The organism is Kitasatospora sp. NPDC127067, from assembly GCF_042724755.1.
Lineage (GTDB): Bacteria > Actinomycetota > Actinomycetes > Streptomycetales > Streptomycetaceae > Kitasatospora > Kitasatospora lactacystinica.
This window is the reverse complement of the sequence record NZ_JBHXEM010000062.1, coordinates 1-24,335: the sequence shown is the minus strand read 5'-3', so window position 1 is coordinate 24,335 and position 24,335 is coordinate 1. Positions and strand designations below refer to the sequence as shown.

19 protein-coding genes are annotated in these 24,335 nt (G+C 74.6%); 4 read left to right on the top strand and 15 right to left on the bottom strand.

The features are described from left to right. Positions 1-233 precede the first annotated feature (233 nt). The 6 genes from ACFWJ4_RS23900 to ACFWJ4_RS23875 all read right to left on the bottom strand — a co-directional run bounded on the left by ACFWJ4_RS23900 (position 234) and on the right by ACFWJ4_RS23875 (position 8,802). On the bottom strand, positions 234-818 hold the full coding sequence (locus ACFWJ4_RS23900; RefSeq protein WP_380546817.1) for a hypothetical protein: 585 nt from the start codon (positions 816-818) through the stop codon (positions 234-236). A gap of 41 nt (positions 819-859) precedes the next feature. After that, positions 860-1,927, bottom strand: coding sequence for a ParA family protein (locus ACFWJ4_RS23895; RefSeq protein WP_030245868.1), 1,068 nt, complete (start codon positions 1,925-1,927; stop codon positions 860-862). A 426-nt stretch (positions 1,928-2,353) separates the two neighbouring features. After that, positions 2,354-3,469 carry an alanine dehydrogenase gene (ald, locus tag ACFWJ4_RS23890; RefSeq protein ID WP_359899199.1) on the bottom strand — a complete coding sequence of 372 codons (1,116 nt, stop codon included), beginning with the start codon at positions 3,467-3,469 and terminating at the stop codon, positions 2,354-2,356. Positions 3,470-3,729: 260 nt separating this feature from the next. Further along, entirely contained in the window at positions 3,730-6,033 is a 2,304-nt protein-coding gene (locus ACFWJ4_RS23885; RefSeq protein ID WP_380546815.1) for an AAA family ATPase, read from the bottom strand. A gap of 307 nt (positions 6,034-6,340) precedes the next feature. Next, complete coding sequence (locus ACFWJ4_RS23880; RefSeq protein WP_380546813.1) at positions 6,341-6,988, bottom strand: NUDIX domain-containing protein; 648 nt, start codon at positions 6,986-6,988, stop codon at positions 6,341-6,343. Positions 6,989-7,122: 134 nt separating this feature from the next. Further along, complete coding sequence (locus ACFWJ4_RS23875; protein ID WP_359899194.1) at positions 7,123-8,802, bottom strand: CTP synthase; 1,680 nt, start codon at positions 8,800-8,802, stop codon at positions 7,123-7,125. 718 nt (positions 8,803-9,520) lie between these two features. On the opposite strand from ACFWJ4_RS23875, the gene ACFWJ4_RS23870 reads away from it, so the two are divergent. Next, complete coding sequence (locus tag ACFWJ4_RS23870) at positions 9,521-11,521, top strand: glycoside hydrolase family 15 protein (protein ID WP_380546811.1); 2,001 nt, start codon at positions 9,521-9,523, stop codon at positions 11,519-11,521. 22 nt (positions 11,522-11,543) lie between these two features. Here ACFWJ4_RS23870 and ACFWJ4_RS23865 read toward each other — a convergent pair whose 3' ends face one another. The 3 genes from ACFWJ4_RS23865 to ACFWJ4_RS23855 all read right to left on the bottom strand — a co-directional run bounded on the left by ACFWJ4_RS23865 (position 11,544) and on the right by ACFWJ4_RS23855 (position 15,331). After that, a complete protein-coding gene (locus ACFWJ4_RS23865) occupies positions 11,544-12,722 on the bottom strand; it encodes a glycosyltransferase family 4 protein (protein ID WP_380546810.1) in 1,179 nt (392 codons plus the stop codon). 166 nt (positions 12,723-12,888) lie between these two features. Next, a complete protein-coding gene (gene recN, locus ACFWJ4_RS23860; protein WP_380546846.1) occupies positions 12,889-14,622 on the bottom strand; it encodes a DNA repair protein RecN in 1,734 nt (577 codons plus the stop codon). An 88-nt stretch (positions 14,623-14,710) separates the two neighbouring features. After that, complete coding sequence (locus ACFWJ4_RS23855; RefSeq protein WP_380546844.1) at positions 14,711-15,331, bottom strand: YitT family protein; 621 nt, start codon at positions 15,329-15,331, stop codon at positions 14,711-14,713. 210 nt (positions 15,332-15,541) lie between these two features. Between ACFWJ4_RS23855 and ACFWJ4_RS23850 the strand changes: the two genes are divergently transcribed. Next, positions 15,542-17,041: a PLP-dependent aminotransferase family protein gene (locus tag ACFWJ4_RS23850; RefSeq protein ID WP_380546808.1), complete on the top strand. Its 1,500-nt coding sequence runs from the start codon at positions 15,542-15,544 to the stop codon at positions 17,039-17,041. 148 nt (positions 17,042-17,189) lie between these two features. Here ACFWJ4_RS23850 and ACFWJ4_RS23845 read toward each other — a convergent pair whose 3' ends face one another. The 4 genes from ACFWJ4_RS23845 to ACFWJ4_RS23830 form a co-directional block, all read right to left on the bottom strand. Further along, complete coding sequence (locus ACFWJ4_RS23845) at positions 17,190-18,095, bottom strand: NAD kinase (protein WP_380546806.1); 906 nt, start codon at positions 18,093-18,095, stop codon at positions 17,190-17,192. Between the two features lie 93 nt (positions 18,096-18,188). Continuing rightward, positions 18,189-18,995 (bottom strand): TlyA family RNA methyltransferase, encoded by an 807-nt coding sequence (locus ACFWJ4_RS23840; protein WP_359899304.1) that lies wholly within the window; start codon positions 18,993-18,995, stop codon positions 18,189-18,191. Positions 18,996-19,030: 35 nt separating this feature from the next. After that, positions 19,031-19,264 (bottom strand): hypothetical protein, encoded by a 234-nt coding sequence (locus ACFWJ4_RS23835; RefSeq protein WP_380546804.1) that lies wholly within the window; start codon positions 19,262-19,264, stop codon positions 19,031-19,033. Next, on the bottom strand, positions 19,248-20,177 hold the full coding sequence (locus ACFWJ4_RS23830; protein WP_380546802.1) for a hypothetical protein: 930 nt from the start codon (positions 20,175-20,177) through the stop codon (positions 19,248-19,250). Before ACFWJ4_RS23830 ends, ACFWJ4_RS23835 begins: the two co-directional genes overlap by 17 nt. A 199-nt stretch (positions 20,178-20,376) precedes the next feature. Here ACFWJ4_RS23830 and ACFWJ4_RS23825 point away from each other — a divergent pair, with 199 nt between their 5' ends. Beyond that, a complete protein-coding gene (locus ACFWJ4_RS23825; protein ID WP_380546800.1) occupies positions 20,377-20,724 on the top strand; it encodes an SCP2 sterol-binding domain-containing protein in 348 nt (115 codons plus the stop codon). A gap of 118 nt (positions 20,725-20,842) precedes the next feature. Here ACFWJ4_RS23825 and ACFWJ4_RS23820 read toward each other — a convergent pair whose 3' ends face one another. Both ACFWJ4_RS23820 and ACFWJ4_RS23815 read right to left on the bottom strand, forming a co-directional pair. Next, positions 20,843-21,880, bottom strand: coding sequence for an HAD-IIA family hydrolase (locus ACFWJ4_RS23820; protein ID WP_359899179.1), 1,038 nt, complete (start codon positions 21,878-21,880; stop codon positions 20,843-20,845). 228 nt (positions 21,881-22,108) lie between these two features. Continuing rightward, positions 22,109-22,807, bottom strand: a complete 699-nt coding sequence (locus ACFWJ4_RS23815) for a tetratricopeptide repeat protein (protein ID WP_380546798.1) — start codon at positions 22,805-22,807, stop codon at positions 22,109-22,111. Between the two features lie 92 nt (positions 22,808-22,899). Between ACFWJ4_RS23815 and ACFWJ4_RS23810 the strand changes: the two genes are divergently transcribed. Next, entirely contained in the window at positions 22,900-24,270 is a 1,371-nt protein-coding gene (locus ACFWJ4_RS23810; RefSeq protein WP_380546796.1) for a DUF1015 family protein, read from the top strand. Positions 24,271-24,335: the final 65 nt, after the last annotated feature.

The following is a 24,335-nucleotide window of genomic DNA, read 5'->3' as shown; positions in this document are numbered from 1 at the left end:
GACCCCGCCCCGACCCCACCCCGCGCCCCTGGGTGCCTTCCCGACGCTCCGCGCCCCCTCCGACGCCCGCGCGCTTGCGCGCCCGCGGTGCCACGCCACCCGCCCGGCGGCCTCCCCACGCCGGGCCCGCGGCCCCTCGACACCCGGCGGTACGAACCGCCCCCACGAAGCCGGCGGTACGAACCGCCCCCCTCGACGCCCGGCGCCAACGGCCGGCCGCCCTTCCGCGCCGCCTACCGGCCGCGCAGGCGCCGAACCAGGATCGAGGCCTCGCCGCGCTGCTCCAGGTCCGCCAGGACGACCGCGATGGCCTCCCGGACGATCCGCCCGCGGTCCACGGCCAGGCCGTGCTCACCGCGCAGCACCAGCCGGGTGTGCTCCAGGTCCATGAGCTCCTCGGCGGACACGTACACCGTGATCTTCTCGTCGTGCCGCTCGCGCCCGCTGGGCCGGCGCGGCGCGCGGCCGCGCGGCCGGGCGCGTCCGGCGGCACCGGGCTGCTCCTCGGCGGCGCCCTGGTGCGTCCGGGCCGCCGGGGCGGAACCGGCTCCGCGGCCGCCCTGGACGGTCTTCCCGGCCCCGGCGGCGCCTGCGGCGACGGGCCCGACGGTCGCGCCGGAGCGCTGGACGGGCGGCTGCGCGGGCGCCGGCACCGAGGCGGGCGCCTGCTGCCCCGGCGTCACCTGCCGGTCGTCCTGGACGCCCTGGGCGGATTCGGTGCCCTCGGCGCCGTCCGGCCGGCCGTTGACGGTCCGCGCGGTCTCCGGTCTGGCTGCCTCGGCGGCCGGACGCGGCGCGAGGGAGGGCGACAGCGCCATCCCTCCCGTGGTCCGGAACAGCTCGTCGGCACCCGGGAGACTCACTCGGCGGGGCGGCACCGGTCGAGCACCTCCCTGGCGAGCTGGCGGTAGGCGGCGGCACCGACCGAGTTGGTCGCGTACGTCGTGATGGGCTCGCCGGCGACGGTGGTCTCCGGGAAGCGCACGGTCCGCCCGATGACGGTGTGGAAGACGTGCTCGCCGAACGCCTCGACGACGCGCGCCAGCACCTCGCGGCTGTGCACGGTGCGCGAGTCGTACATGGTGGCCAGGATGCCGTCCAGGCGCAGCTCGGGGTTGAGCCGCTCGCACACCTTCTCGATGGTCTCGGTCAGCAGCGCGACACCGCGCAGCGCGAAGAACTCGCACTCCAGCGGGACGATCACGCTGTGAGCGGCCGTCAACGCATTGACCGTCAGCAGGCCCAGCGAGGGCTGGCAGTCGATGATGACGTAGTCGTAGTCGGGCAGCAGCGGCTTCAGGGCGCGCGCCAGCGCGGACTCCCGGGCCACCTCGCTGACCAGCTGCACCTCGGCGGCGGAGAGGTCGATGTTGGAGGGCAGCAGGTCCATTCCCGGGACCGCCGTCTTCAGCAGCACTTCATCGGCCGTCAGGCCCCGCTCCATGAGCAGGTTGTAGACGGTGACGTCGAGCTCCATCGGGTTGACGCCGAGGCCGACCGAGAGAGCGCCCTGCGGGTCGAAGTCGACGAGCAGCACCCGGCGGCCGTACTCGGCCAGCGCCGCGCCCAGGTTGATGGTCGACGTGGTCTTGCCGACGCCGCCCTTCTGGTTGCACATGGCGATGATCTGGGCGGGGCCGTGCTCGGCGACCGGCGCGGGGATCGGGAAGTACGGCAGCGGACGGCCGGTGGGGCCGACCCGCTCGCGGCGCTGCCGCGCGGCGTCGGGGGCCAGCGTGGCGGCGTACTCCGGGTCCGGCTCGTACTCGGCGTCCGGGTCGTCGTAGGCGCCGTAGGCGAACTCGCCGTAGGCCAGGCCGTAGGCCGCCAAGTCGGCGTCGTGATCGGTCACCGTGGTCACCTGTGCTGTGTTCTGGCGTGCTTCGAAAGTACGGAGTGCGACCGAGCCGACCTCGGCCGAGCCCACGGAGGGCTGCCGGGCCCCGGACTCCTCACTCGGCTGGCCGGCGGTGAGCTCCGCCAGTCCTGGCTGACCACCCCCGGGAGCAATTGTCGACTCATTCACAAGTCGTCTTACCTCCTTGGGTCATCCAGGACTCTATGTCGATTCGTCAGCGTGGCAGCATGCCGACGGTTTGCGACTCTAGGCCGTTCAAGGCGTTCGCAGCAACACAATCCACGGTAGTGGGCAGGATGTGTCGAGTATCGAGCGGGCTGCTGTCAAGGGATGAGAGGGTCACCGGCCCCAACGTTTCTGCGGGCGGGTGACGTGACCGACAGATATTGACGACAGAGCGACCTGCCCGGCCCACCCGCTGATCACGGGCACGGCGAAGCCCCCGGCCCGAAGGGATCGGGTCGGGGGCGAACGACCGCCGGGCGGTCAGGGGGTTCAGGCGAGCACGCTCTCCAGGGAGACCGACTCCAGGCCGAAGGCCTCGGCCACGGCCGGGAAGGTGATCTGGCCCTCGTGCACGTTCAGGCCCTTGGCGAGCGCCTCGTCGCGGCGCAGCGCCTCCTTCCACCCGCGGTTGGCCAGCTCCAGCACGTACGGCATGGTGGCGTTGGTCAGCGCGTAGGTGGAGGTGTTCGGGACGGCGCCCGGCATGTTGGCCACGCAGTAGAAGACCGAGTTGTGGACCGTGAAGGTCGGGTCGTCGTGCGTGGTGGCGTGCGAGTCCTCGAAGCAGCCGCCCTGGTCGATGGCGATGTCGACCAGCACGGAGCCCGGCTTCATGCGGGAGACCAGCTCGTTGGTGACCAGCTTCGGGGCCTTGGCGCCCGGGATCAGCACGGCACCGACGACCAGGTCGGCCTCCACGACGGCCTTCTCCAGCTCGAAGGCGTTCGACACGATGGTCTTGACCTTGGTGCCGAAGATGCGGTCGGCCTCGCGCAGCTTGTTGATGTCGCGGTCCAGCAGGGTCACCTCGTAACCCATGCCGACGGCGATGGTGGCCGCGTGCCAGCCGGAGACGCCACCGCCGATGACGACGGCCTTGGCCGGGTGGGTGCCGGGCACGCCGCCCGGCAGGGTGCCGCGGCCGCCGGCCGGGCGCATCAGGTGGTACGAGCCGACCTGCGGGGCCAGGCGGCCCGCGACCTCGGACATCGGGGCGAGCAGCGGCAGCGCGCCGTTCGACAGCTGCACGGTCTCGTACGCGATGGCGGTGGTGCCCGAGGCGACCAGCGCGTCGGTGCCGGCCCGGTCGGCCGCCAGGTGGAGGTACGTGAAGAGGGTCTGACCCTTGCGCAGCCGGTGGTACTCGGAGGCGATGGGCTCCTTGACCTTCAGCAGCAGGTCGGCGGTGGCCCACACCTCGTCGGCGGTGGGGAGGATGGTGGCGCCGGCGGCCACGTACTCCTCGTTCGGGATCGAGGAGCCGACACCGGCGTTGTCCTCGATGTAGACCTCGTGTCCGTTACGGACCAGCTCATGCACGCCGGCGGGCGTGATGGCCACGCGGTACTCGTGGTTCTTGACCTCGCGGGGGATGCCGACCTTCACGGGTGAACACGTCCTCTTGCCATGGGGGTCCCGACCGGAGAAGACCGGTGGGCGACGCGCACGTGGGGAAGCCTCCGGGGCAGCCCGGGGCGGGATCGCTGCGCGACTGAGTCCGAGTGTAATGAAGCCCAGTCGGCGTGTCAGCCTTCCAAAGTGAATAATTTTCCCGCACACATTGGCAGGTTCGTAGGCTTCCCCTGCGACTTACCCGCCAAAGACGTCCCAACCGGGCATCTTCGACAATACCTCCGAAATGCCTATCACCACCCGGCATCCACGCGTTCCCGCAGGTCCGCGAGGGCCCCGCCGACGGCCTCCCGGCCCCGCTCGTCGCCCAGCCGGCGCAGCACCGCGAGCGCGGCCCGGTACTCCCGGTCGGCCTCGTCGAAACGGCGCTGCGCGGTGTGCGCCTCGGCCACCCGGGCCAGCAGCCGGGCCTCGGCCGCGTGGTCCCCGAGGGCCTGCCGCAGGCCGAGCGCCCGCCCGTACCAGTCGGCGGCCCGCACCGCGTCGCCGAGCGCCCGGTGACAGTTGGCGGCGCTCTCCAGGGCCCGGGCGCAGAGCGGTTCGTCGTCGGCCCTGCGGGCGTGCTCCAGGGCGGCCCGGTAGTGGACGGCGGCCGGCTCCCAGCGGCCCGCCGAGGCCTGGAGGTCGCCCAGGTTGAGCAGCGCGGCCGAGGCCCGGCGGGGCCGGCCGGCGCGCTCGGCGACGGTCAGCACCAGCTCGTGCAGCCGGTAGAGATCGGTGGGGGCGGCGGCTCCGGTCAGCGGCAGCGTCCGCAGCAGCGCGGTGACCAGCCGCCCGGCCGAACCGTCCAGGTCGCCCTGGCCGATCGCGTCGGCCACCGCGCCGAGCAGCAGCTCCCGCTCGCCGAGCAGCCACTCACGGGCGTGCGCGGCCGACCGCAGCCGCAGCGGGGCGGGCAGCGGCTCCGGGACGGGGCCGACCGCCGGGTCGAGCAGCGCGCGGGCCGACTCGGTGAGCCGGACCATCCGCTCCAGCAGCCGGGCCCGGGCGAGCTCGGTCTCGGTGGGCCGGTCCTCCTGCTCGCGCAGCCGGACCAGCCGGGGGTACAGCCGCCCGGGCACCCGGTAGCGCGCGGTGCCGTCGGCGGCCGGCGCCTCCTCGCCGAGCAGCTCCCGCTCGGCGAGCGCGGCCAGCGTCACGGCCGCGTCCGGTACCGGGCAACCGACCAGCGCGGAGGCGGTGCGCGGGTCGGCGGTCTGCGCCGGGGCCAGGGTGAGGGTGCGCAGCATCCGCGCCTGGGCGGCCGGCAGCCCTCGGTACAGCAGGGTGAACGCGCCGAGCAGCGGGTCGTTGTCGGGGACGGGCACCGGCTCGGCCGGCTCCGGGCCGGGCTTCACCCAGGCCGCCGGATCACCGGCCGACTCCGTCGCCGCGGCAGCGGAAGCGGCACCGGCACCGCGAGAGACAGCCGCACCGGCACCAGGAGCGGACTCACCGGCCCGGCCCTGCGGCGCCGCCCCCGTCCCCGGGACCGGGACCGCCTTCCCCGGGACGGGCTTGCCGGCCCCCTGCTTGCCCGACGGACCCGACGCCGCCCCGATCGCCCCGGTGGCCCCGATCACCCCTGTGGCCCCGGCGGCCCCGGCGGCCCCGGAGGACCTCGCCGCCCGCTCCCGCTCCCCTTCCCTCTTCCCCGGTGCCCTGCCCGGCCCCTTCTGCTTCTCCCCCTGCTTCTCCCTCTCCCTTTCCTTCTGCCTGTCCTTCTCCTCGACCCCGGCGCCCGCGGCAGGGTCCACCGAAGCCGCCGTGACCGTCGTCTCCTCCCCCACCACCCGGTTGAGCTCGCGCGCCGCCTCGGTGACCGCGATCTTCGGGTTCCCGCGCAGCCACCCCGCCATCAGCCGCAGCGCGGCCGGCCGGGCGGCGCAGGCCTCGGCCAGGTCGGCACCGCCGACCGGGTCGCAGGAGATCCGGGTGCCGCCGACCAGGTCGGCCAGCAGCTCGCCGGAGGCCTGCCGGTCCAACCCACCGAGGATCACCGGGTCGATGTCCTCGATCCCGGTGAGCGGTCCGGCCGTGGTGGCGAGCACCAGGCAGCCGGGCTCGTCGGTCAGCAGCGGCCACACCTGCCCGGCGTCCCGGACGTCGTCCAGCACGAGCAGCACCCGCAGCCCGGCGAGCGCCTCGCGCAGCGCCGCACAGCCCGGTTCGTCCCGCCCGTCCTCGCCGGCGCCGGGCAGCGGCACGACGGCCTGCGGGTCGAGCTGTTCCAGCAGCAGCCGGGCGGCCCGGGCCGGCGGCACCCGGCCGCCGTCCGGGGCGGACAGCCGTACGAACAGCACGCCGTCCGGGTAGTCGGCGGCGACGGTACGGGCGAAGCGGGCCGCCAGCACGGTCCGGCCGGAGCCGGGACGCCCGGCCAGCACCAGCACCGGGCAGCGTCCGCTCGCCGGGCGGGCGGCGGCCGCCCGCAGCGCGGCCAGCTCGGCGCGCCGCCCGACGAACAGCGCGGGCCCGGCCGGCAGCCGCTCAAGGCCCGGGACGTCCCCGGCGGGCGCGCCGGGGCCGGGGTCCATCGTCGCCGTCTTCCTCGCCACCCGTGCCACTCCCGACGTCATCGCGCGCTCGGCATCCGACGCTCGGCATCCGGTGCCCAGCCTCCGGAGTTCAGCGGAGGCGGCCCGGGACGGGCGCCCTGTCTGCGAAGCGTAGTTCGACCGTCCGGCTCAGCCGAGGTGACATCCGGTCGTACGAATCGGCAAATCACCCCAACGACTCAACGCACGGCGGCCGGCCGTCCCCCGACCGGCCCTCTCGTCCCCCGTCTGCCACCCCGCACCCGGACCGACCACCCCGCCCCGCCCCGGAGCCCAACCGGCCACCCCGGAACCCGACGGGACCGCCTCAGGCCTCGAAGGGGCGGGCCGGCCAGGGCGAGTCCGCCGGGCGCAGCGCGTCCAGCCCGTCCGGGCCGGTGAGCGCGGCGTGCACCGCGAGGGTGCCGGTGACCAGGGTCGGGTTGTGCAGCTTCCCAGCCTGGATCAGCCGGATCAGCTCCGGCACCGGCACCCAGGCGACCTCGATCTCCTGCTCCTCGCCCTCGGCCGCGTAGCGCTCGCCCTCGGCCGGCGCCAGGTCGGTGGCCAGGAACATCCGCAGCGCCTCGTCGGTGCCGCCCGGGGAGGTGTAGTAGTCGGCGAGGATCCGCCAGGTACCGGCCTTGCAGTACGCCTCCTCGTACAGCTCGCGCTGCGCGGCGCGCCACGGGTTCTCGCCGGGCACGTCGAGCAGGCCGGCCGGCAGCTCCCACAGCCGCTGGCGCACCGGGTGGCGGTACTGGCGCAGCACCAGCACCCGCTGCTCGTCGTCCAGGGCGAGCACCGAGACCGAGCCGGGGTGGGTCTGGTAGTCGCGGCGCGCCCAGCTGCCGTCGGGCATCCGGACCTCCTCGCTGCGGACCCCGGTGACCTTGCCCCGGAACGGCGTTCCGCTCTCCCGGACCTCCCACTCCTCGGCCACGTCGAAGATCCCCTGGCGGCCCTGCTCGTCCATCGCTCTCCCCTTTTCGTCAGTACGACACAATCTAACGCCGAACGGCGGCCCCGCGGGAATCGCGGGGCCGCCGTCCGGTGAACGAGCGCTGTCGACGACCGCGGCCGACGACAGCCGACCGCAACGACCGGGGACTACTCGGAGGCCGCGGTCTTGATCTCGATGGCCGCCTTGACCAGGCCCGCGAACAGCGGGTGCGGGCGGGTCGGGCGGGACTTCAGCTCCGGGTGGGCCTGGGTGGCCACCAGGTAGGGGTGCACCTCGCGCGGGTACTCGACGTACTCGACCAGGTCGCCCTTGGGCGAGAGGCCGGAGAACACCAGGCCGGTCTTCTCCAGGTCCGCGCGGTAGGAGTTGTTGACCTCGTAGCGGTGGCGGTGGCGCTCCTCGACGTACTGCTCGCCGTCGTAGACCTCGCGGACGATCGAGCCCTCGGCGAGCTTGGCCGGGTACAGGCCCAGGCGCATGGTGCCGCCCAGGTCGCCCTTGCCGTCGACGATGGCCAGCTGCTCGGCCATCGTGGAGATGACCGGGTGCTTGGCGGCGGCGTCGAACTCGGTGGAGTTGGCCTCCGGCAGGCCGGCCAGGTTGCGGGCCGCCTCGATGACCACGCACTGCAGGCCCAGGCACAGGCCCAGCAGCGGGACCTTGTTCTCGCGGGCGAAGGTGATCGCGCCGACCTTGCCGTTGACGCCGCGGTCGCCGAAGCCGCCGGGGATGCAGATCGCGTCGACGTCGCCGAGCTGCGCCCGGGCGCCCTCGGGGGTCTCGCAGTCGTCCGAGGTGACCCACTTGATCTCGACCCGGGCGTTGTTGGCGAAACCGCCGGCGCGCAGCGCCTCGGTCACCGACAGGTACGCGTCCGGCAGGTCGATGTACTTGCCGACCAGGGCGACCTTGACGATGTGCTGCGGCTCGTGGACGCGGCGCAGCAGGTCGTCCCAGGTGGTCCAGTCAACGTCGCGGAACGGCAGGTCCAGGCGGCGCACCACGTAGGCGTCCAGGCCCTCGCCGTGCAGCACCTTGGGGATGTCGTAGATCGACTTGGCGTCGATGGCCGCGACCACGGCCTCCTCGTCCACGTCGCACATCAGCGAGATCTTGCGCTTGATCGCCTGCGGGACCTCGCGGTCGGCGCGCAGAACGATCGCGTCGGGCTGGATGCCGATGTTGCGCAGCGCGGCGACGGAGTGCTGGGTGGGCTTGGTCTTCAGCTCGCCCGAGGGGCCGATGTACGGCAGCAGGGAGACGTGCACGAAGAACACGTTGTCCCGGCCGACCTCGTGGCGGACCTGGCGGACGGCCTCCAGGAACGGCAGCGACTCGATGTCGCCGACGGTGCCGCCGACCTCGGTGATCACCACGTCGACGTCCTCGGTCGCCATCCGGCGGATCCGGGACTTGATCTCGTTGGTGATGTGCGGGATGACCTGGACGGTGTCGCCCAGGTACTCGCCGCGGCGCTCCTTGGCGATGACGGTCGAGTACACCTGGCCGGTGGTGACGTTCGCCGAGCCGTGCAGGTTGGTGTCCAGGAACCGCTCGTAGTGGCCGATGTCCAGGTCGGTCTCGGCGCCGTCGTCGGTGACGAACACCTCACCGTGCTGGAACGGGTTCATCGTGCCCGGGTCCACGTTGAGGTAGGGGTCGAGCTTCTGCATCGTCACGCGCAGGCCGCGGGCCTTGAGCAACGCGCCGAGGCTGGAGGCGGTGAGCCCCTTTCCGAGAGAAGAGGCGACACCCCCGGTGACGAAGAGGTGCTTGGTCGTCACGGCGCGGCCGTTCGCTGCCTTGCCGGAATGGGGCTGTGCCAAGAGGGGGCTCCCGTGGGTCGCGTGTCGAAGCAGACGTGGGCGGGAGGCTCGGGGTTCGCCGGGCGACGGAGGCCGGCTCGGTGCGCGGCGCTCGTTGGGTCGTCGGTTCGGCTGGTCCGGGGCGTTTGATCCCGCCGGTCCACGGGATACCAGGGTATCAGCGACCGGACCCGGACGCCGTTCCGGGCCGCGCGCGCCGCATCGGGGGCGCGCGCGGGGCGCACCACCGGCGCACCACGCGCCACAGATTTCACACCGGTCGCACAACCCGCCGGACCGGGCCAGAGCCCGGTATCCGTCCGGACCATCGCGACTCATCCGGCCGGACCAGCCGGAGGTGATCCTTCCGGACCATCCTGCGCCGCGCCCTCGCGATGCACGGCATTTCCGCCGAATTGCGGCGCCACACCGGGCTGCGCCCGCGTGCTTCGCCCCTTTCGTCCGTCGTAAGCTGCTCGGACGCATCGCCGACAGCACGAGCACGCGGAGGGCGTGGGAGGGTCAGGACACTCCCGGTCCCCGATGCGCGACCGGACCTCCCCGTATTCCAGCCCATCCCCACCCACTCCAGGGGCTCGACCGAGCCCCGCGGACACTCCAGCAAGGCCTGCCACCACCCCCGGCAGGCCGGACGTCCCGGGGTGGACCTCCGGCCCCGCAGACCGCTCGCTCCCTCCGCTCGCCGATGCCCTGACCACATTGCGAACTGGAGATCCACGTGGCCGGCCGTATCGAGGACTACGCACTCATCGGGGACATGCAGACCGCTGCCCTGGTCAGCAGGGACGGGGCGGTGGACTGGCTCTGCCTTCCCCGCTTCGACTCTCCGGCCGTGTTCGCCGGCCTGCTCGGCACCGATGAACACGGCTTCTGGCGGATCGGCCCGGCCGAGGCCGTCCAGACCGAGGTCCCCGCGCCGGCCGCCGCCACGCCCCCCGCCGACACGGGCCGGGCCCGCATCGCCGACACCGCCGACCTGCGGGTGCCCCCGCCCACCGCCGCCGCCCCCGCCGTGCCCGCCGACCGCCGCCGCTACCGGGGCGACTCGCTGGTCCTGGAGCAGGAGTGGGACACCGACGGCGGCACCGTCCGGGTGATCGACTTCATGCCGCCGCGCCCGCTGGCCGGCAAGGACGCCGTCCCCCAGGTGATCCGGATCGTCGAGGGCGTCACGGGCACCGTGCGGATGCGCTCGGCCGTGCGGATGCGTTTCTCCTACGGCCGCATCGTGCCCTGGGTGCACCGCGTCGAACAGGCCGACGGCGGCCACCGCACCGTCGCCGTCGCCGGCCCCGACTCGGTCTGGCTGGACGGCAAGGCCGAGACCTACGGCCGCGACCTCACCACCTACGCCGACTTCACCGTCACAGCCGGCGAGCGGATCGCCTTCGCCCTCACCTGGCAGGCCTCCCACCTCGACCCGCCCAGGCCCCCGGACGCCGAGGGGATGCTCGACGCCACCGCCGACTTCTGGCACGAGTGGGCCGACCAGTGCACCTACCAGGGCCCCTACCGCGAGGCCGTGATCCGCTCCCTGATCACCCTCAAGGGCCTCACCTACGCCCCCACCGGCGGCATCGTCGCCGCCCCCACCACCTCCCTGCCCGAGGACATCGGCGGCGAACGCAACTGGGACTACCGCTACACCTGGCTGCGCGACGCCGCCATCACCCTCTCCTCCCTGCTGCGCACCGGCTACCGCGAGGAGGCCCGCGCCTGGCGCGAGTGGCTGCTGCGCGCGGTGGCCGGCGACCCGGAGAACCTCCAGATCATGTACGGCATCGCCGGCGAGCGCGAGCTCACCGAGTCCTCGCTGGACTGGCTGCCCGGCTACGAGGGCTCCCAGCCCGTCCGGGTCGGCAACGGCGCCGCCGGACAGCTCCAGCTCGACGTCTACGGCGAGGTCGTCGAAGCCCTGCACCTGGCCCACATGACCGGCCTGGTCCGCAACGACCACGCCCACCACCTCCAGCTGCGCCTGATCGACTACCTGGAGGAGCACTGGCAGGAGCCGGACGAGGGCATCTGGGAGGTCCGCGGCCCGCGCCGGCACTTCGTCCACTCCAAGGTGATGGCCTGGGTCGCCGTCGACCGGACCATCAAGCTGCTGGAGCAGACCCCCGAGGACGAGCCCACCCCTGGCCACCTGGAGCGCTGGCGCGCGCTTCGCGCGCTGATCCACGCGGACGTCTGCGAGAAGGGCTACGACCCGGAACGCAACACCTTCACCCAGTACTACGGCGGCAAGGAGCTGGACGCCTCGCTGCTGCTGATCCCCCAGGTCGGCTTCCTGCCCCCGGACGACAAGCGCGTCATCGGCACCATCGAGGCGATCCAGCGCGAACTGTCCACCGAGGACGGCTTCGTCCTGCGCTACCCGACCCACGACGAGAGCGGCAACAACGTCGACGGCCTCTCCGGCCACGAGGGCGCCTTCCTCGCCTGCTCGTTCTGGCTGGCCGACGACCTCGCCATGATCGGCCGGGTGCAGGAGGCCCGCGAACTGTTCGACCGGCTGCTCTCGCTGCGCAACGACATCGGCCTGCTCGCCGAGGAGTGGGACCCCCGGCTCAAGCGCCAGGTCGGCAACTTCCCCCAGGCCTTCAGCCACGTCCCGCTGATCGACACCGCGCTGCGGCTGACGGCCTGCGGCGCCGCGTACCTGTCCGCCCAGCCGGACGGCCCGGCCGCCGACCGGGTCGAGCGGGCCACCGTCTAGCGGGCCACCGTCCGGAGCCGGTCTAGCCGCGCTGCACCAGCTCGTCGTAGGTGCTGAGCACCTGGGCGACGGTGGCGGCCTCGTCCGGCCAGGTCTCGGCCTGCTGCCGGCCGGCCGCCACCAGCTGCTCGCGGCGGCCCGGGTCGGCCAGCAGGGCGCGCACCGCGCGACCGAGCGCCGCCGGGTCGCCGGGGGGCACCAGTACGGCGGCTTCGCCGACCAGTTCGGGGATGCCGCCGACGGCGGTGGCGACCACCGGCACGCCGGCCCGCATCGCCTCCTGCACCACCAGCGAGCGGGCCTCCCAGCGGCTGGAGATCACCACCACGTCGGCGGCGGCCAGCAGGTCGGGCACGTCGGTGCGGTAGCCGAGCAACCGCACCGGCAGCTTCTCCGCGGCCGTCCGCTCGCGCAGCACGCCCGCCTCCGGGCCGTCCCCGGCGAGCAGCACCAGCGGCTCCGGGTCCAGCGCGGACAGCTCCCGGGTGGCGTCCAGCAGGACGCCGAAGGCCTTCTGCGGGACGAGCCGGCCGACCGCCAGCACCAGCGGGCGGTCCGGGTCCGCGCCGAGCAGCGCGGTACGGGCCTCGGTGCGGGCGAGCTGCCCGTCGGGCATCGGCGGGGCCGCCACCGGGCCCAGCCGGGCGTCGGTGGCGCCCAGTTCGCGGGCCCGGGCGACCAGGTCGGAGGAGGCGCCGAGAACCAGGTCGGCGGCGCGCGCCACCCGGCGCTCCATCAGCCGCTGCAGCCGGCGTTCCATCCCGGTGGCCAGCAGCGCGTGGTGCGAGGTGACCACCAGCGGGGTCTCCGGGCGCAGGCCCGGGAAGCGGCCGGCGGTGCGCAGCGCCAGGTCGGACAGCAGCCCGGCGCGCAGCCCGTGGGCGTGCACCACGTCGGCGCCGGTGAAGGCCCGGCGCAGCTCGCCGATCGCGGTGGCGTCGCTGCGGGCGCCCGCGGTGGGGGTGATGTCGACGGTGTGGAACCGGGCACCCGTGCGGGAGAAGCCGAACAGCGCGTCCGCGCCGGCCGGCGCGCAGACCGTGACGCTCACTCCGTGCGCGACCAGGCCCTGGGCCAGGGAGCGCACGTGCGCACCGATGCCGCCGGTGCTGGCGGCCAGGACGAGTACCACGTGCAGCTGCCCCGGTTCGGGGACGGCCGCGGTGGCCCGGGCGGCGGAATGGTCCACGTCGTCTCGCATCCGACTCGATCAGGTTCGCGCGCCGCCTCGCGAGGATTGCCCGCCCGGCGGCGCTCGGGGCTGGAAAGCCAGTGTCCAGGCGCCACCATGCCAGGTCGGCGGCCCTCTTGGACAGTCGGCGCCACCGGGGCGCGTCGCCGGTGTCCGAGGGGGCCGCCGGCGCCGGCTACCGGCGGCGCGGGGCCCGCGCGGCGGCCAACAGCTCCTCGGCGTGGGCGCGGCCCAGCTCCGAGTCCTCCAGGCCGGCCAGCATCCGGGAGAGTTCGCGCACCCGCTCCTCGTCGTTCAGCACCTTGACGCCGCTGCGGGTCACGGTGCCGTCGTTGGTCTTCACCACCACCAGGTGCCGGTCGGCGAACGCGGCGACCTGCGGGAGGTGGGTGACCACCACGACCTGGGCGGACTCGGCCAGCTTGGCCAGCCGGCGGCCGATCTCGACCGCGGCCTTGCCGCCGACGCCCGCGTCCACCTCGTCGAACAGGTAGGTGGGGACGGGGTCGGCGCCCGCGAAGACCACTTCGACGGCGAGCATCACGCGGGACAGCTCACCGCCGGAGGCGCCCTTGGCGATCGGGCGCGGCTGGGCACCCGGGTGCGGGGCCAGCAGCACCTCCACCTCGTCCACGCCGTGCGGACCGTAGGCGACGGTGCGCCCGCCGACCTCGATCCCGGCCAGGTCGTCGACCTGGCCGATCGAGAAGGTCACCCGGGCGTGCGGCATGGCCAGTTCGGCGAGTTCCGCGGAGACCGCCTCGGCGAACCGTCCGGCCGCGGCGTGCCGGGCCCGCGAGACCTCGGCGGCCAGCTCGGCCAGCTCGGCCCGCAGCTCGGTCTCCCGGGCGCCCAGCTCGTCGATCCGGTCGTCGTCGCCGTCCAGTTCGGCGAGCCGCACCGCCCCGGCCTCGGCCCAGGCGATCACCTCGGCGAGCGAGTTCTCCTCGCCGCCGTACTTGCGCAGCAACTGGGCCAGTACGGCCCGGCGGTCCTCGACGGCGGACAGGCGCACCGGGTCGGCGTCCAGGTCGTCCGCGTAGCCGGCCAGGTCGCCGGCCACGTCGGCGAGCAGGTAGCCGACCTCGTTGAGGCGGTCGGCCAGGGCGGCCAGCCGCTCGTCGTGGTGGCGCACGGCGTCCAGGGCCCGGCGGGACTGGGCGAGCAGGGTGCCCGCGTCCAGCGCCTCCGGGTCGACCGGCTCGCCGGCCAGGGCGGCGTGGGCGAGGGTCGCGGCGGAGGACAGCGCGTCGGCGTGGCCGAGCCGCTCGGCCTCGGCGGCCAGCTCCGCGTCCTCGCCGGCCACCGGCTCGGCGGCGGCGATCTCGTCCAGGCCGAAGCGCAGCAGATCGGCCTCCTGGGCGCGCTCGCGGGCCCGGGTGGTCAGCTCCTCCAGGGTCGCGGAGACCTCGCGCAGGACGCGGTAGGTCTCCCGGTATCGGGCCAGCGGCCCGGCCACCGAGGCGCCCGCGTACCGGTCCAGCGCGCCGCGCTGGCGGGCCGGGCGCAGCAGGCGCTGCTGGTCGGTCTGGCCGTGCACGGCGATCAGGTCCTCGCCGAGCTCGGCGAGCAGCCCGACCGGGACGGACCGGCCGCCGACGTGCGCCCGGGAGCGGCCCTCGGCGGAGACGGTCCGGCTGATCAGCAGCGCGCCGTCGTCCAGTTCGGCCCCCGCCTCGATCGCACGGGCCGCCGCCGGGGAGTCGGCGGGCAGCTCCAGCCGGCCCTCCACGACGGCGCGTCCGGTGCCGTTGCGCACCAGGCCCGGGTCGGCGCGGCCGCCGAGCAGCAGGCCCAGGCTCGTCACGACCATGGTCTTTCCGGCGCCGGTCTCACCGGTCACGGCGGTGAAGCCGGGGGCGAGTTCGACCACCGCGTCGTCGATGACCCCAAGATCCCGTATCCGCATCTCGTCCAACACGGAGACGACCTTACGAGGTTCCGCCCCCGGCGCGCGACGAACGACAACGGCGCGCGGCAACTCCGCGCCCGGAAGTTCATCCCTTCCGGGAGTCCTCGGCGGCCACCGGCACGGTGCACCAGCGCAGGAAGAGCTGCGCCATCGGGCCGATGGCCAGCGCGTACGCGACGGTGCCGACCCCGGCGGTGCCGCCGAGCAGCACACCGGCGGTGAGGACCGTCACCTCGATGCCGGTCCGGAGAAGTCGCAGCGAACGGCCGGTGCGCCGGTGCAGGCCGGTCATCAGGCCGTCGCGCGGGCCGGGGCCGAGCCGGGCGCCGATGTAGAGGCCGGTGGCCAGGCCGTTGAGGACGATCGCCCCGACCGACAGCGCGATCCGGACGGGCAGGGCGCCGGGGCCGCCGACGACCCGCAGGGTGACGTCCATGGCCGCGCCGATCAGCAGCACGTTGGCGACGGTGCCCAGGCCGGGGCGCTGGCGCAGCGGGATCCACAGCAGCAGGACGAGAGCCCCGCAGATCGTCACCCAGGCGCCGACCGATAGCCCGACGGTGCGCTGCAGGCCCTGGTGCAGGACGTCCCAGGGGTCGAGGCCGAGGCCGGAGCGGAGCATCAGCGCCATGCTCACGCCGTACAGGACGAGGCCGGCGAACAGCTGCGGTATCCGGCGGCCGAGGGCGTGGGTGTCGCCGAACACCCGGACGGCGAGGCTCCGCCCGGCGGCCGGTGCGGGGGTGGTGGTGGCGGCCGATGCCGGTGTGGTCGTGGTGGCCAAGGCGTGCTCCTGCGGTGGTGCTGCACCACCGGGACACCCGGTGGTGGCGGCCGGCACGGCCGCCCTGCCATGATGGCCAGTCCAAAGCGGCCTGCTCCAGGGCCAATCTCTAGCAAGTGGACTTATTCAGCCATGGTCGACTGGCACACCACCGTCACCCCGCCCGCCCTGGCGCGGCTGCTCGCCACCGCCCGGCTCCCCGAGCCGGCCGCCGCCCGCCGCCCCGCCTACCGCACCCTGGCCGGGCAGATCCGGCTGCTGGTCACCGAGGGCCGGCTGCCGGTCGGCGCCCGACTGCCCGCCGAACGCGAGCTGGCCACCGCCCTCGCGATGAGCCGCACCACCGTCGCCACCGCGTACGAGACCCTGCGCGGCGACGGCTACCTGCGCAGCCGGCGCGGCGCGGGCAGCTGGACCGCCCTGCCCGAGGGCGCCCCGCCACCCAGCGAGGCCCTGCACCCCGTCCCGCCGGACGAGCAGAGCCGCATGCTGGACCTCGGCGTCGCCGCCCCGCCCGCCCCGCAGCCCTGGGTCGGCCAGGCCGCCGCCCGGGCCGTCGAACAGCTGCCGCACTACGCCGCCGGGCACGGCCACTACCCCACCGGCGTCCCGGTGCTGCGCGAGGCCGTCGCCCGCCGCTTCACCGAGCGCGGACTGCCCACCACCCCCGACCAGATCCTGATCACCACCGGCGCCATGGGCGCCCTGCACCTGCTCCAGCGGACCCTGATCGGCCGCGGCGACCGGGTCGCCGTCGAGGCGCCCAGCTACGCGAACACCCTGCAGGCACTGCGGCTGGCCGGTGCGCGCCTGGTCCCGGTGCCGTACGCCTGGACTCCGCGGCCCACCTGGGACCTCGACGAGTGGCGGCGGGTGCTGCGCGGCGCCGGCCCCAAGGTCGCCTACCTGATCCCGGACTTCCACAACCCGACCGGCACCCTGATCGACGAGGAGCAGCGCCGCGAACTGCTGGCCGCCGCCCGGGCCGCCGGAAGCATCGTGCTGGCGGACGAGACCACCGCCGAACTCGGCTGGGGCGTCCCGCCCTCCACCCCGCTGCCGCGCCCCATGGCCGCACTGGACCGCTCCGCCCAGGTGGTCACCGTCGGCTCGGCGGGCAAGCTGCTCTGGGGCGGTCTGCGGATCGGCTGGGTCCGGGCCGCGCCGGCGCTGGTGCGCCGACTGGCCACCGAGCGGGTCTACAGCGACGTCGGCACCCCGGTGCTGGACCAGCTGATCGCCGCCGAACTGCTGGGCGAACTGCTGCCCGACGTCCGGGAGCACCAGCTGACCCGGCTGCGGGCCACCGCGCGGGCCTTCGCCGCCGCCCTGCCCGAACGGCTGCCCGACTGGAGCTTCACCATGCCGACCGGCGGTCTCTCGCTGTGGGTCTCCACCGGCGGCCTGTCCGGCGCCGCGCTGGCCCGGGCCGGGGAGCGCGGCGGGGTCCGGATCGCCTCGGGCAACCGCTTCGGCTCGGACGGCGCCTTCGAGCACCACATCCGTCTCCCGGTCACCGTGCCCGCCGCGACCGTCCCCGCCGCCGTCGAACGCCTCGCCGCCCTGGCCGCCCAGGCGGCGGCCGACGGACGGCTCGAACCGGCCGACGAGGCCCAGCCACTGGCGGTCTGACAGTTCGTCAGCGGCATGCGATCGGCCGGTGCGCGGCCCCGGGACAGGCGAAAGCCCCTGGCGCGCACCGGCCTCGGCACATCCGGACGAGCCGCGGCCGGCCGCCCACCCACCGGCCTGCCGGTGGGCGGGCCTCCTGCGGGAGGTGCTAGCAGTGGCCGGCCCGGCCGCGCCAACCCGTCACCGGCAGCGCGAACTTGGCCACCAGCCGGTCGGTGAACGGCGCCCGGTGCAGCCTCGCCAGCCGCACCGGAGTCCGGCCCCGACGGACCTCCACCCGCGCCCCGGCGGGCAGTTCGACCGAACGCCGCCCGTCGCACCAGAGCACACCGTGCGGGGTCTTGGGCTGCACCTCGACCGCCAACACCGACTCCGGCGAGGTCACCAGCGGGCGGGCGAACAGCGCGTGCGCGGAGATCGGCACCATCAGCAGCGCCTCCACCTCCGGCCACACCACCGGCCCGCCGCCGGAGAACGCGTACGCGGTGGAGCCGGTCGGCGTCGCGCACACCACACCGTCACAGCCGAAGTTGGAGACCGGGCGGCCGTCCACCTCGGTCACCACCTCCAGCATCCGCTCCCGCGCCGCCTTCTCGATCGAGGCCTCGTTCAGCGCCCAGTCCTCGTGGACCACATCGCCGTTGGTGCGGACGATGACATCGATCGTCATCCGCTCCTCGACCTCGTAGTCGGCGTCCACCACCCGCTCCACCACCACGGCCAGGTCGTCCCGCTCGGCCTCGGCGAGGAAGCCCACCCGGCCCAGGTTGATCCCGAGCATCGGCAGCCCGTGCGAGCGCGCCAGCTCCGCCCCGCGCAGCAGCGTCCCGTCCCCGCCGGCCACCAGGATCAGCTCGCAGCCGTCCGCCGCCCCGGGGCCCTCCGTCACCTTCTCGACGCCCTCCGGCAGGTCCAGGTCGACCGCCTCGGCCTCCAGCAGTCTGATCCGAAGACCCGCCTTCAGCAGCCCGTGCACCAGGGCCTCGACGCTGCGCAGCGCCGCCTCCCGGCCGGTGTGCGCGATCAGGAAGACCGTACGTTCTTCATCGCTCATGCCGCTGCCCTCTCCCTAACGCCTGCCGGGTCGCCCTTGGCCCCGGTGCGGCCGCGCCATACGGCATGACGGGCCGGACGCTCGCAAGGCACCCTACCGGGGCCCCTCCGCCACGGCCCGGTCCGCCTCCGCGGGGTCCAGCTGCGGGGCGTCCCGGCGCAGCCAGAGGAAGTACTCGACGTTGCCGGACGGCCCCGGCAGGGGGCTCGCGGTGACCGCGCGCACGCCCAGCCCGAGCTCCCACGCCTGCCCCGCGACCTGGCGCACCATCTCGGCGCGCAGCTGCGGGCTGCGCACCACGCCACCGCTGCCCAGACGCTCCTTGCCGATCTCGAACTGGGGCTTGACCATCAGCACCAGGTCGGCGTCCCCGGCCGCGCACGAGGCGAGGGCCGGGAGCACCAGGCCCAGCGAGATGAACGACAGGTCGCCCACCACCAGGTCCACCGGGGTGCCGCCGATCAGGTCCGGGGTCAGCTCGCGCACATTGGTGCGGTCCATCACGGTGACCCGGTCGTCGCTCTGCAGCGACCAGGCCAGCTGCCCGTACCCGACGTCCACCGCCAGCACCCGCGCGGCCCCGGCCCGCAGCAGCACGTCGGTGAAGCCGCCGGTGGAGGCGCCCGCGTCCAGCGCCCGGCGGCCCTCGACCACCAGGCCCTGCGGTACGAAGGCCGCGAACGCGCCGGCGAGCTTGTGGCCGCCGCGCGAGACGTAGTCGGGGTCGTTGTCGTCCTTGGCCACCACGACCGCCGCCGAGGTCTCCACCTGGGTGGCCGGCTTGGTCGCGGTGGTGCCGCCGACGGTCACCCGGCCGGCCGCGATCAGCTCGGACGCGTGCTCACGCGATCGGGCCAGCTTGCGGCGGACCAGTTCCGCGTCGAGTCGGCGTCGTGCCACTGCCACTGGTGTTCAGCTCCTACGGATCCTGCGGGTCATTCCTGATCGAGCGCGGCCAGTGTGTCGACCAGCCGCTGGTGAACATCTTCGTACACCGCGACGTGTGCCTCGGCCGGGACCCCGTCCAGAGCCTCCAGTCGGGCCAGGCCGGCGTCCACTCCGGGGTGGCCGGTGAGGACCGGCTCGACGCCCAGCGGCTCCACGAGGGCGATCATGTCCGACGCCCCGGCGTCCCGGACGGACTCGGGCGGTTCACTCGTCCCGGGCATCGGGCTTCTTCGTGCTGGTGGCCTTGCGAACGGTGGTCTTCCTGGTCGCAGCACGCTTCGCGGGCGTCCCGGACCGGGTGGCCGCCTCGGACCGGGCCTCGGTCTGTTTGGCGGTGGCGGTCTTCTTGACGGTCGTCGTCTTCTTCTTCGCGGTGGCCTTCCCGGCCGCCGTCCCCTTCCTGGCCGTCCCCTTCCCGGCCGTCCCCGTCGTCGCCGGCTTCTCGGCCGCGCTCTTCCTCGGGGTGCTCTTCTTGGCGGCGCTCTTCTTCGCCGGACTCTCCCCGGCCGTGCTTTCCTCGGCCGTGCTCTTCTTGGCGGCGCTCTTCTTCGCCAGGCCCTCCCCGGCGGCGCTCTCCTCGGCCGCGGGCGCCTCGGTCGGGACCGGGGCGGCCCGGGACACGGGCGGAACCGGTGGATCGACCTCGACCGGCTCGTCCACCTCCACCCGCTCGGCGACTATCGGCTCCCCCGTCGCCGGGACCGCCGAGCGCTCCTCCTCGAACTCCCAGCCGCGCCCGAACAGGTCACCGGCCCGCGGCGCCGGCACCGGCTCCTCGGCCTCGTACGACTCCGGTCCGGACCCGGCCGCCGGGGTCTCCTCCTCGACCTCGCGCAGCTTGGTCTCCAGGTACGCCAGCACCACGCCGACCTTGGTCACCTGGTCGCCGACCTTCTCGAAGACCTTCTCCGCCTCGTTGCGCGCCACACCGACCGCCAGGTCCACCCCGGCGCGCCCGGCGGTGACCGCCTCCCCGGCCAGGGTCTGCAAGGTCTCCACCGACGGCGGGAACTGACCGCCCAGCCGGCGCTCGACCCCGGCGACGTCCACCCCGGCCTTCTCCAGGATCGAGGTCGCCGTCCCGACGACCAGCTTGCCGACCTCCTCGACCACTCCGGCGGCGGTCTCCACCACTCCCCGAACCGTCCTCGGCAGCATCCGGGTGCCTCCCAATCGCGTACGTGCGTCGCTCCGTCGCCCTCAGTACCCGGGCCGTTCCGGGCACCCCACGGTCGACGTCCGGGCACCCCACGGACGACGCTACCGCCAAAACCCGCCTGAGGTACCGTGGCCCGCAGTCAGCACCGTAGCGACCGGGGGAGGGAGCCGCCCCGTGGCGAACGCCGAGGAGTGCCGGGAGGCACTGGAGCAGCTCAGCCGGAACATGGCGAAGTCCACCGGCGACGTCCGCAAGGCCGCGGCCCTCGACCGTTCGCTCAGCTGCCGGATCACCGACCTCGACCTGACCTTCACCGGACGACTGCGCGACGGCCGGATCCAGGACGTGGAGGTCTCCCCCGGCGCCCCGGCCGGGAAGGCGGAGATCCGGCTCACCATGACCAGCGACGACCTGGTCGCACTGGTCGACGGGCGGCTCGGCTTCGCCTCCGCCTGGGCGAGCGGCCGGGTCAGGCTGGAGGCGGGCTTCCGCGACCTGCTGCGACTGCGCACCCTGCTCTGAGCCGGGCCGCCGAACCGGTCCCGAGTTCGGCCGCCGGGCCCGCCCCGGGCCTGTCCCGGATTCGGCCGTCGGACCCGGCGCTGCCGAGGGCGGCCCCGGGTCGACCGCCGACCTGTTCTCAGAACCCCAGATCGGCCAGCGCCTTGCGGCCGTCCACCGGCGCGCCGCCCGCGTCCAGCACCGTCCACGCCGCCGCGCACAGCGCCCGCAGGCCGTCCCAGCGGTCCCCCGCCCCGGACAGCCGCAGCACACCGGCCTCGACGCCCGCGACCCAGCCGCCGCACCCGAAGCCGCCGTCCACGGCCGCCACCGCGGGGTGGGGGACGAGCAGTCCGCGCAGGTCTGCGGCCAGGTAGGTCGGCCGGTGCTCGACCGGGGCCGCCAGCAGCAGCTCCGGCGTGGTCACCCCGGTGAACACCAGCAGGCTGTCCACCCCGCCGTTGAACGCGCCCTCGATGTCGGTGTCCAGCCGGTCCCCGACCACCAGCGGACGCTCCGCACCGGTACGCAGCACGGTCTCCCGGTGCATCGGCGGCAGCGGCTTGCCCGCCACCTCCGGCTCCACCCCGGTCGCCGCCCGCACCGCCGCCACCAGGGTGCCGTTGCCGGGCGCGATGCCACGGGCCCTCGGCACCGTCAGGTCCAGGTTGGACGCCACCCACGGCAGACCGCTCTGCACGGCGTACGAGGCCTCCGCCAGGTCCGTCCACCCCACCGAGGGGTCGAAGCCCTGGACCACCGCGAGCGGACCGTCGGCCAACGAGCGGACCGCGACCAGCCCCAGCTCGGCCAGCGCCTCCTCCAGTCCGAGCCCGCCCACGACCAGCACCTTCGAGCCGGCCGGCACCTTCTCGGCGACCAGCCGGGCGGCGGCCTGGGCCGAGTTGATCACGTCGGCCGGCTCGGCCGGGACGCCCAGCTCGGTCAGGTGCTCGGCCACCACCCGCGGCGGGCGGGAGGCGTTGTTGGTCACGTAGGCGAGCCGCATCCCGGCCGTGCGGGCGGCGTCCAGCGCGTCCACCGCGTGCTCGATCGCGTGCGCGCCCGCGTAGACCACGCCGTCCAGGTCCAGCAGCGCGGTGTCGTACGCGTCGGTCAGCGGCCGCTCGCTGCCGCCGGGGGCGGTCCGTCGCACGGGGGTGGCCGTCTCGGTCATGGCTGCGCTACCTCATTCACTGCGTCGTCGTTCACTGCGTCGTCCACGCCGCACGTCCTCGTGCGGCGCGGCTTCCGTCACTCGTGCGTGGCGGAGCCTGTCACGGCGTCCGTCACTGGTCCGCCACGGTTTCCGTCGCGGAGTCCATCACTCGTCCGTCACGGAGTCCGCCACGGTTTCCGTTCGCGGAGTCCGTCACGGCGTGCGGCCGGTCCTCGCGCCGACCGGTCAGGCGCCGTCGTCGGCACCGTTGCCCGCGCCTGCGTCGCCCGCCGACCCTCCGGCCGGGCCCTCGGCACCCGCCGGGGGCGCCGCGTACCCGGGTGCTCCCGGCAGCAGCGGGCCGTACGCCCCGGCCCGGGCCGCCAGGGTCGCCCGGGTCTGCCGCAGCGCCTGCCGGTAGTGGTCGCTCTCCGGCCGCATCGCCACGGCCAGCGCCAGGTGCTCGGCAGAAGTCTCGAAATCGCCCAGCCGGGCCGCCGCGACGCCCCACCCGAACTGAGCGTAGTCGTCCGCCGGGTCGGCGAGCGCCACGGCGCGGAAGTTCCCCAGGGCCGCCGCGTACGAGCCCGCGTCGAACTGGGCGCGCGCCAACGCCTCCCGGATGCTGCGCGAGTGGGGCTCGGCCGCCACCGCCCGGGCGAGCAACTGCTCGGCGGCCGCCGGATGCCCCTGGGCGAGCAGCTGGGCACCCCGGCGGAACCAGTCGTACACGTCCCCGGCGGGCTCCCCGGAACGGCTCTGCCGCGGCACCCCTCCGACCCCGGTGCCGCCGACCCCTGCGTCACCGCCCGGTGCTTCGTCGCCCGGTGCACGGCCCGGCACGCCGCCGGCCGGAGCATCCCCGCGGGTGGCACCGACCGGCCCGACCGGTCCGCCCGACTCGACCGGGCCGCCGCCGTCCACCCGTTCCTGCCCGTCGTCCATGCCGTACCTCGCCCTCGGTCGCACACCCGGCCCACGACTCGGCACGGGCATTCCGATCTCTCAACAACGCGTACCCGGTTACGATGCCCAGAATGAGCACACCCAGTGCAGAAGACGGAGTCGAGACTCCCGAGGGCGGCCCCGGTGATCCCGGGCACGTCGCCACCGCCGGCCTGTCCCTGTCCCCCTTCCGCGGCCTGCGCTACGTCCCCGACCGGGTCGGCGCCCTGGCCGCGGTGATGTCCCCGCCGTACGACGTCGTGGATCCGGGCCGCCGGCTCGACCTGGAGACCGCCGACCCGCACAACGTGGTCCGGCTGATCCTTCCCAGGCCCGAGCCCGAGGACGCCGGCGACCGCCCCGACCGCGACACCCGCTACCGGCACGCCGCCCGGCTCCTGGCCGCCTGGCAACGCGAGGGCATCCTGGCCGCCGACCCCGAGCCCGCGCTCTACGTCTACGAGCAACGGGTGCCGGCCACCGCCGACTCCCCCGAACTGCTCCAGCGCGGCCTGATCGGCGCCCTCGCGGTGAGCGGCCGCGAGGGCGGCGTGGTGCTCCCGCACGAGGACGTGATGCCGCGGCCGGTCGCCGACCGGGTCGGCCTGATGCGCACCACCCGGGCCAACCTGGAACCGCTGCTGCTCACCTACCGGGGCAACGGCGGCGCCTCCGGCGTGATCGAACGGACGGTCGAGCGCGAGCCGCTGCTCTCCACCGCCACCAGCGACGGCACCCATCACCGGCTGTGGGCGGTCACCGACCCCGCCGAGATCGCCGGGATCAGCCGCGACCTCGCCACCTGCCGGGCGCTGATCGCCGACGGCCACCACCGCTGGGAGATGTACCTGCGCCTCCAGCGCGAGCACCGCCACCTGCCGCGCAGCCCCTGGGACCGCGGCCTGGTGCTCCTGGTGGACACCGCCCGCTACCCACTGCGGGTCCGCGCCATCCACCGCGTGCTGTACCGGCTGCCGGTGGCCGAGGCACTGGAGCGGCTCGGCGACCAGTGGAAGGTCAAGGAGGTCCCCGGGCCGCTGTCCGCCGCGCTCCAGGCCCTCGCCGAGCAGAAGCGGCACGGCGGCAACGGCTTCGTCCTCACCGGCGGCGACGGCGTCTACTGGCTGCTCGGCGAGCCCGAGGAGTCCCTGCTCGACGCCACCGTGCCCCAGGGCCGGCCCGAGGAATGGCGCCACCTGGACGCCACCGTCCTGCACGCTACCCTGCTGGACCACACCTGGCACGTCCCCGACGGCCCGGACGACATCGGCTACCTGCACACCGCCGTGGCCGCCGAGCAGGAGGCCGCGCGCACCGGCGGCACCGCCGTCCTGCTGCACCCGGTCCGGGAGTCGGTGGTGAGACGGCTGGCCGAACAGGGCGTCACCATGCCGCGCAAGTCCACCTCCTTCGGGCCGAAGCCGGCCACCGGGCTGGTGCTGCGCAACCTCGCGCTGGGCTGACGACGCCGCCGGCCCGGACACCGGGCCGGAACGCCGTGAGGCCCTGCCGTTCCCCGGGATTCCGG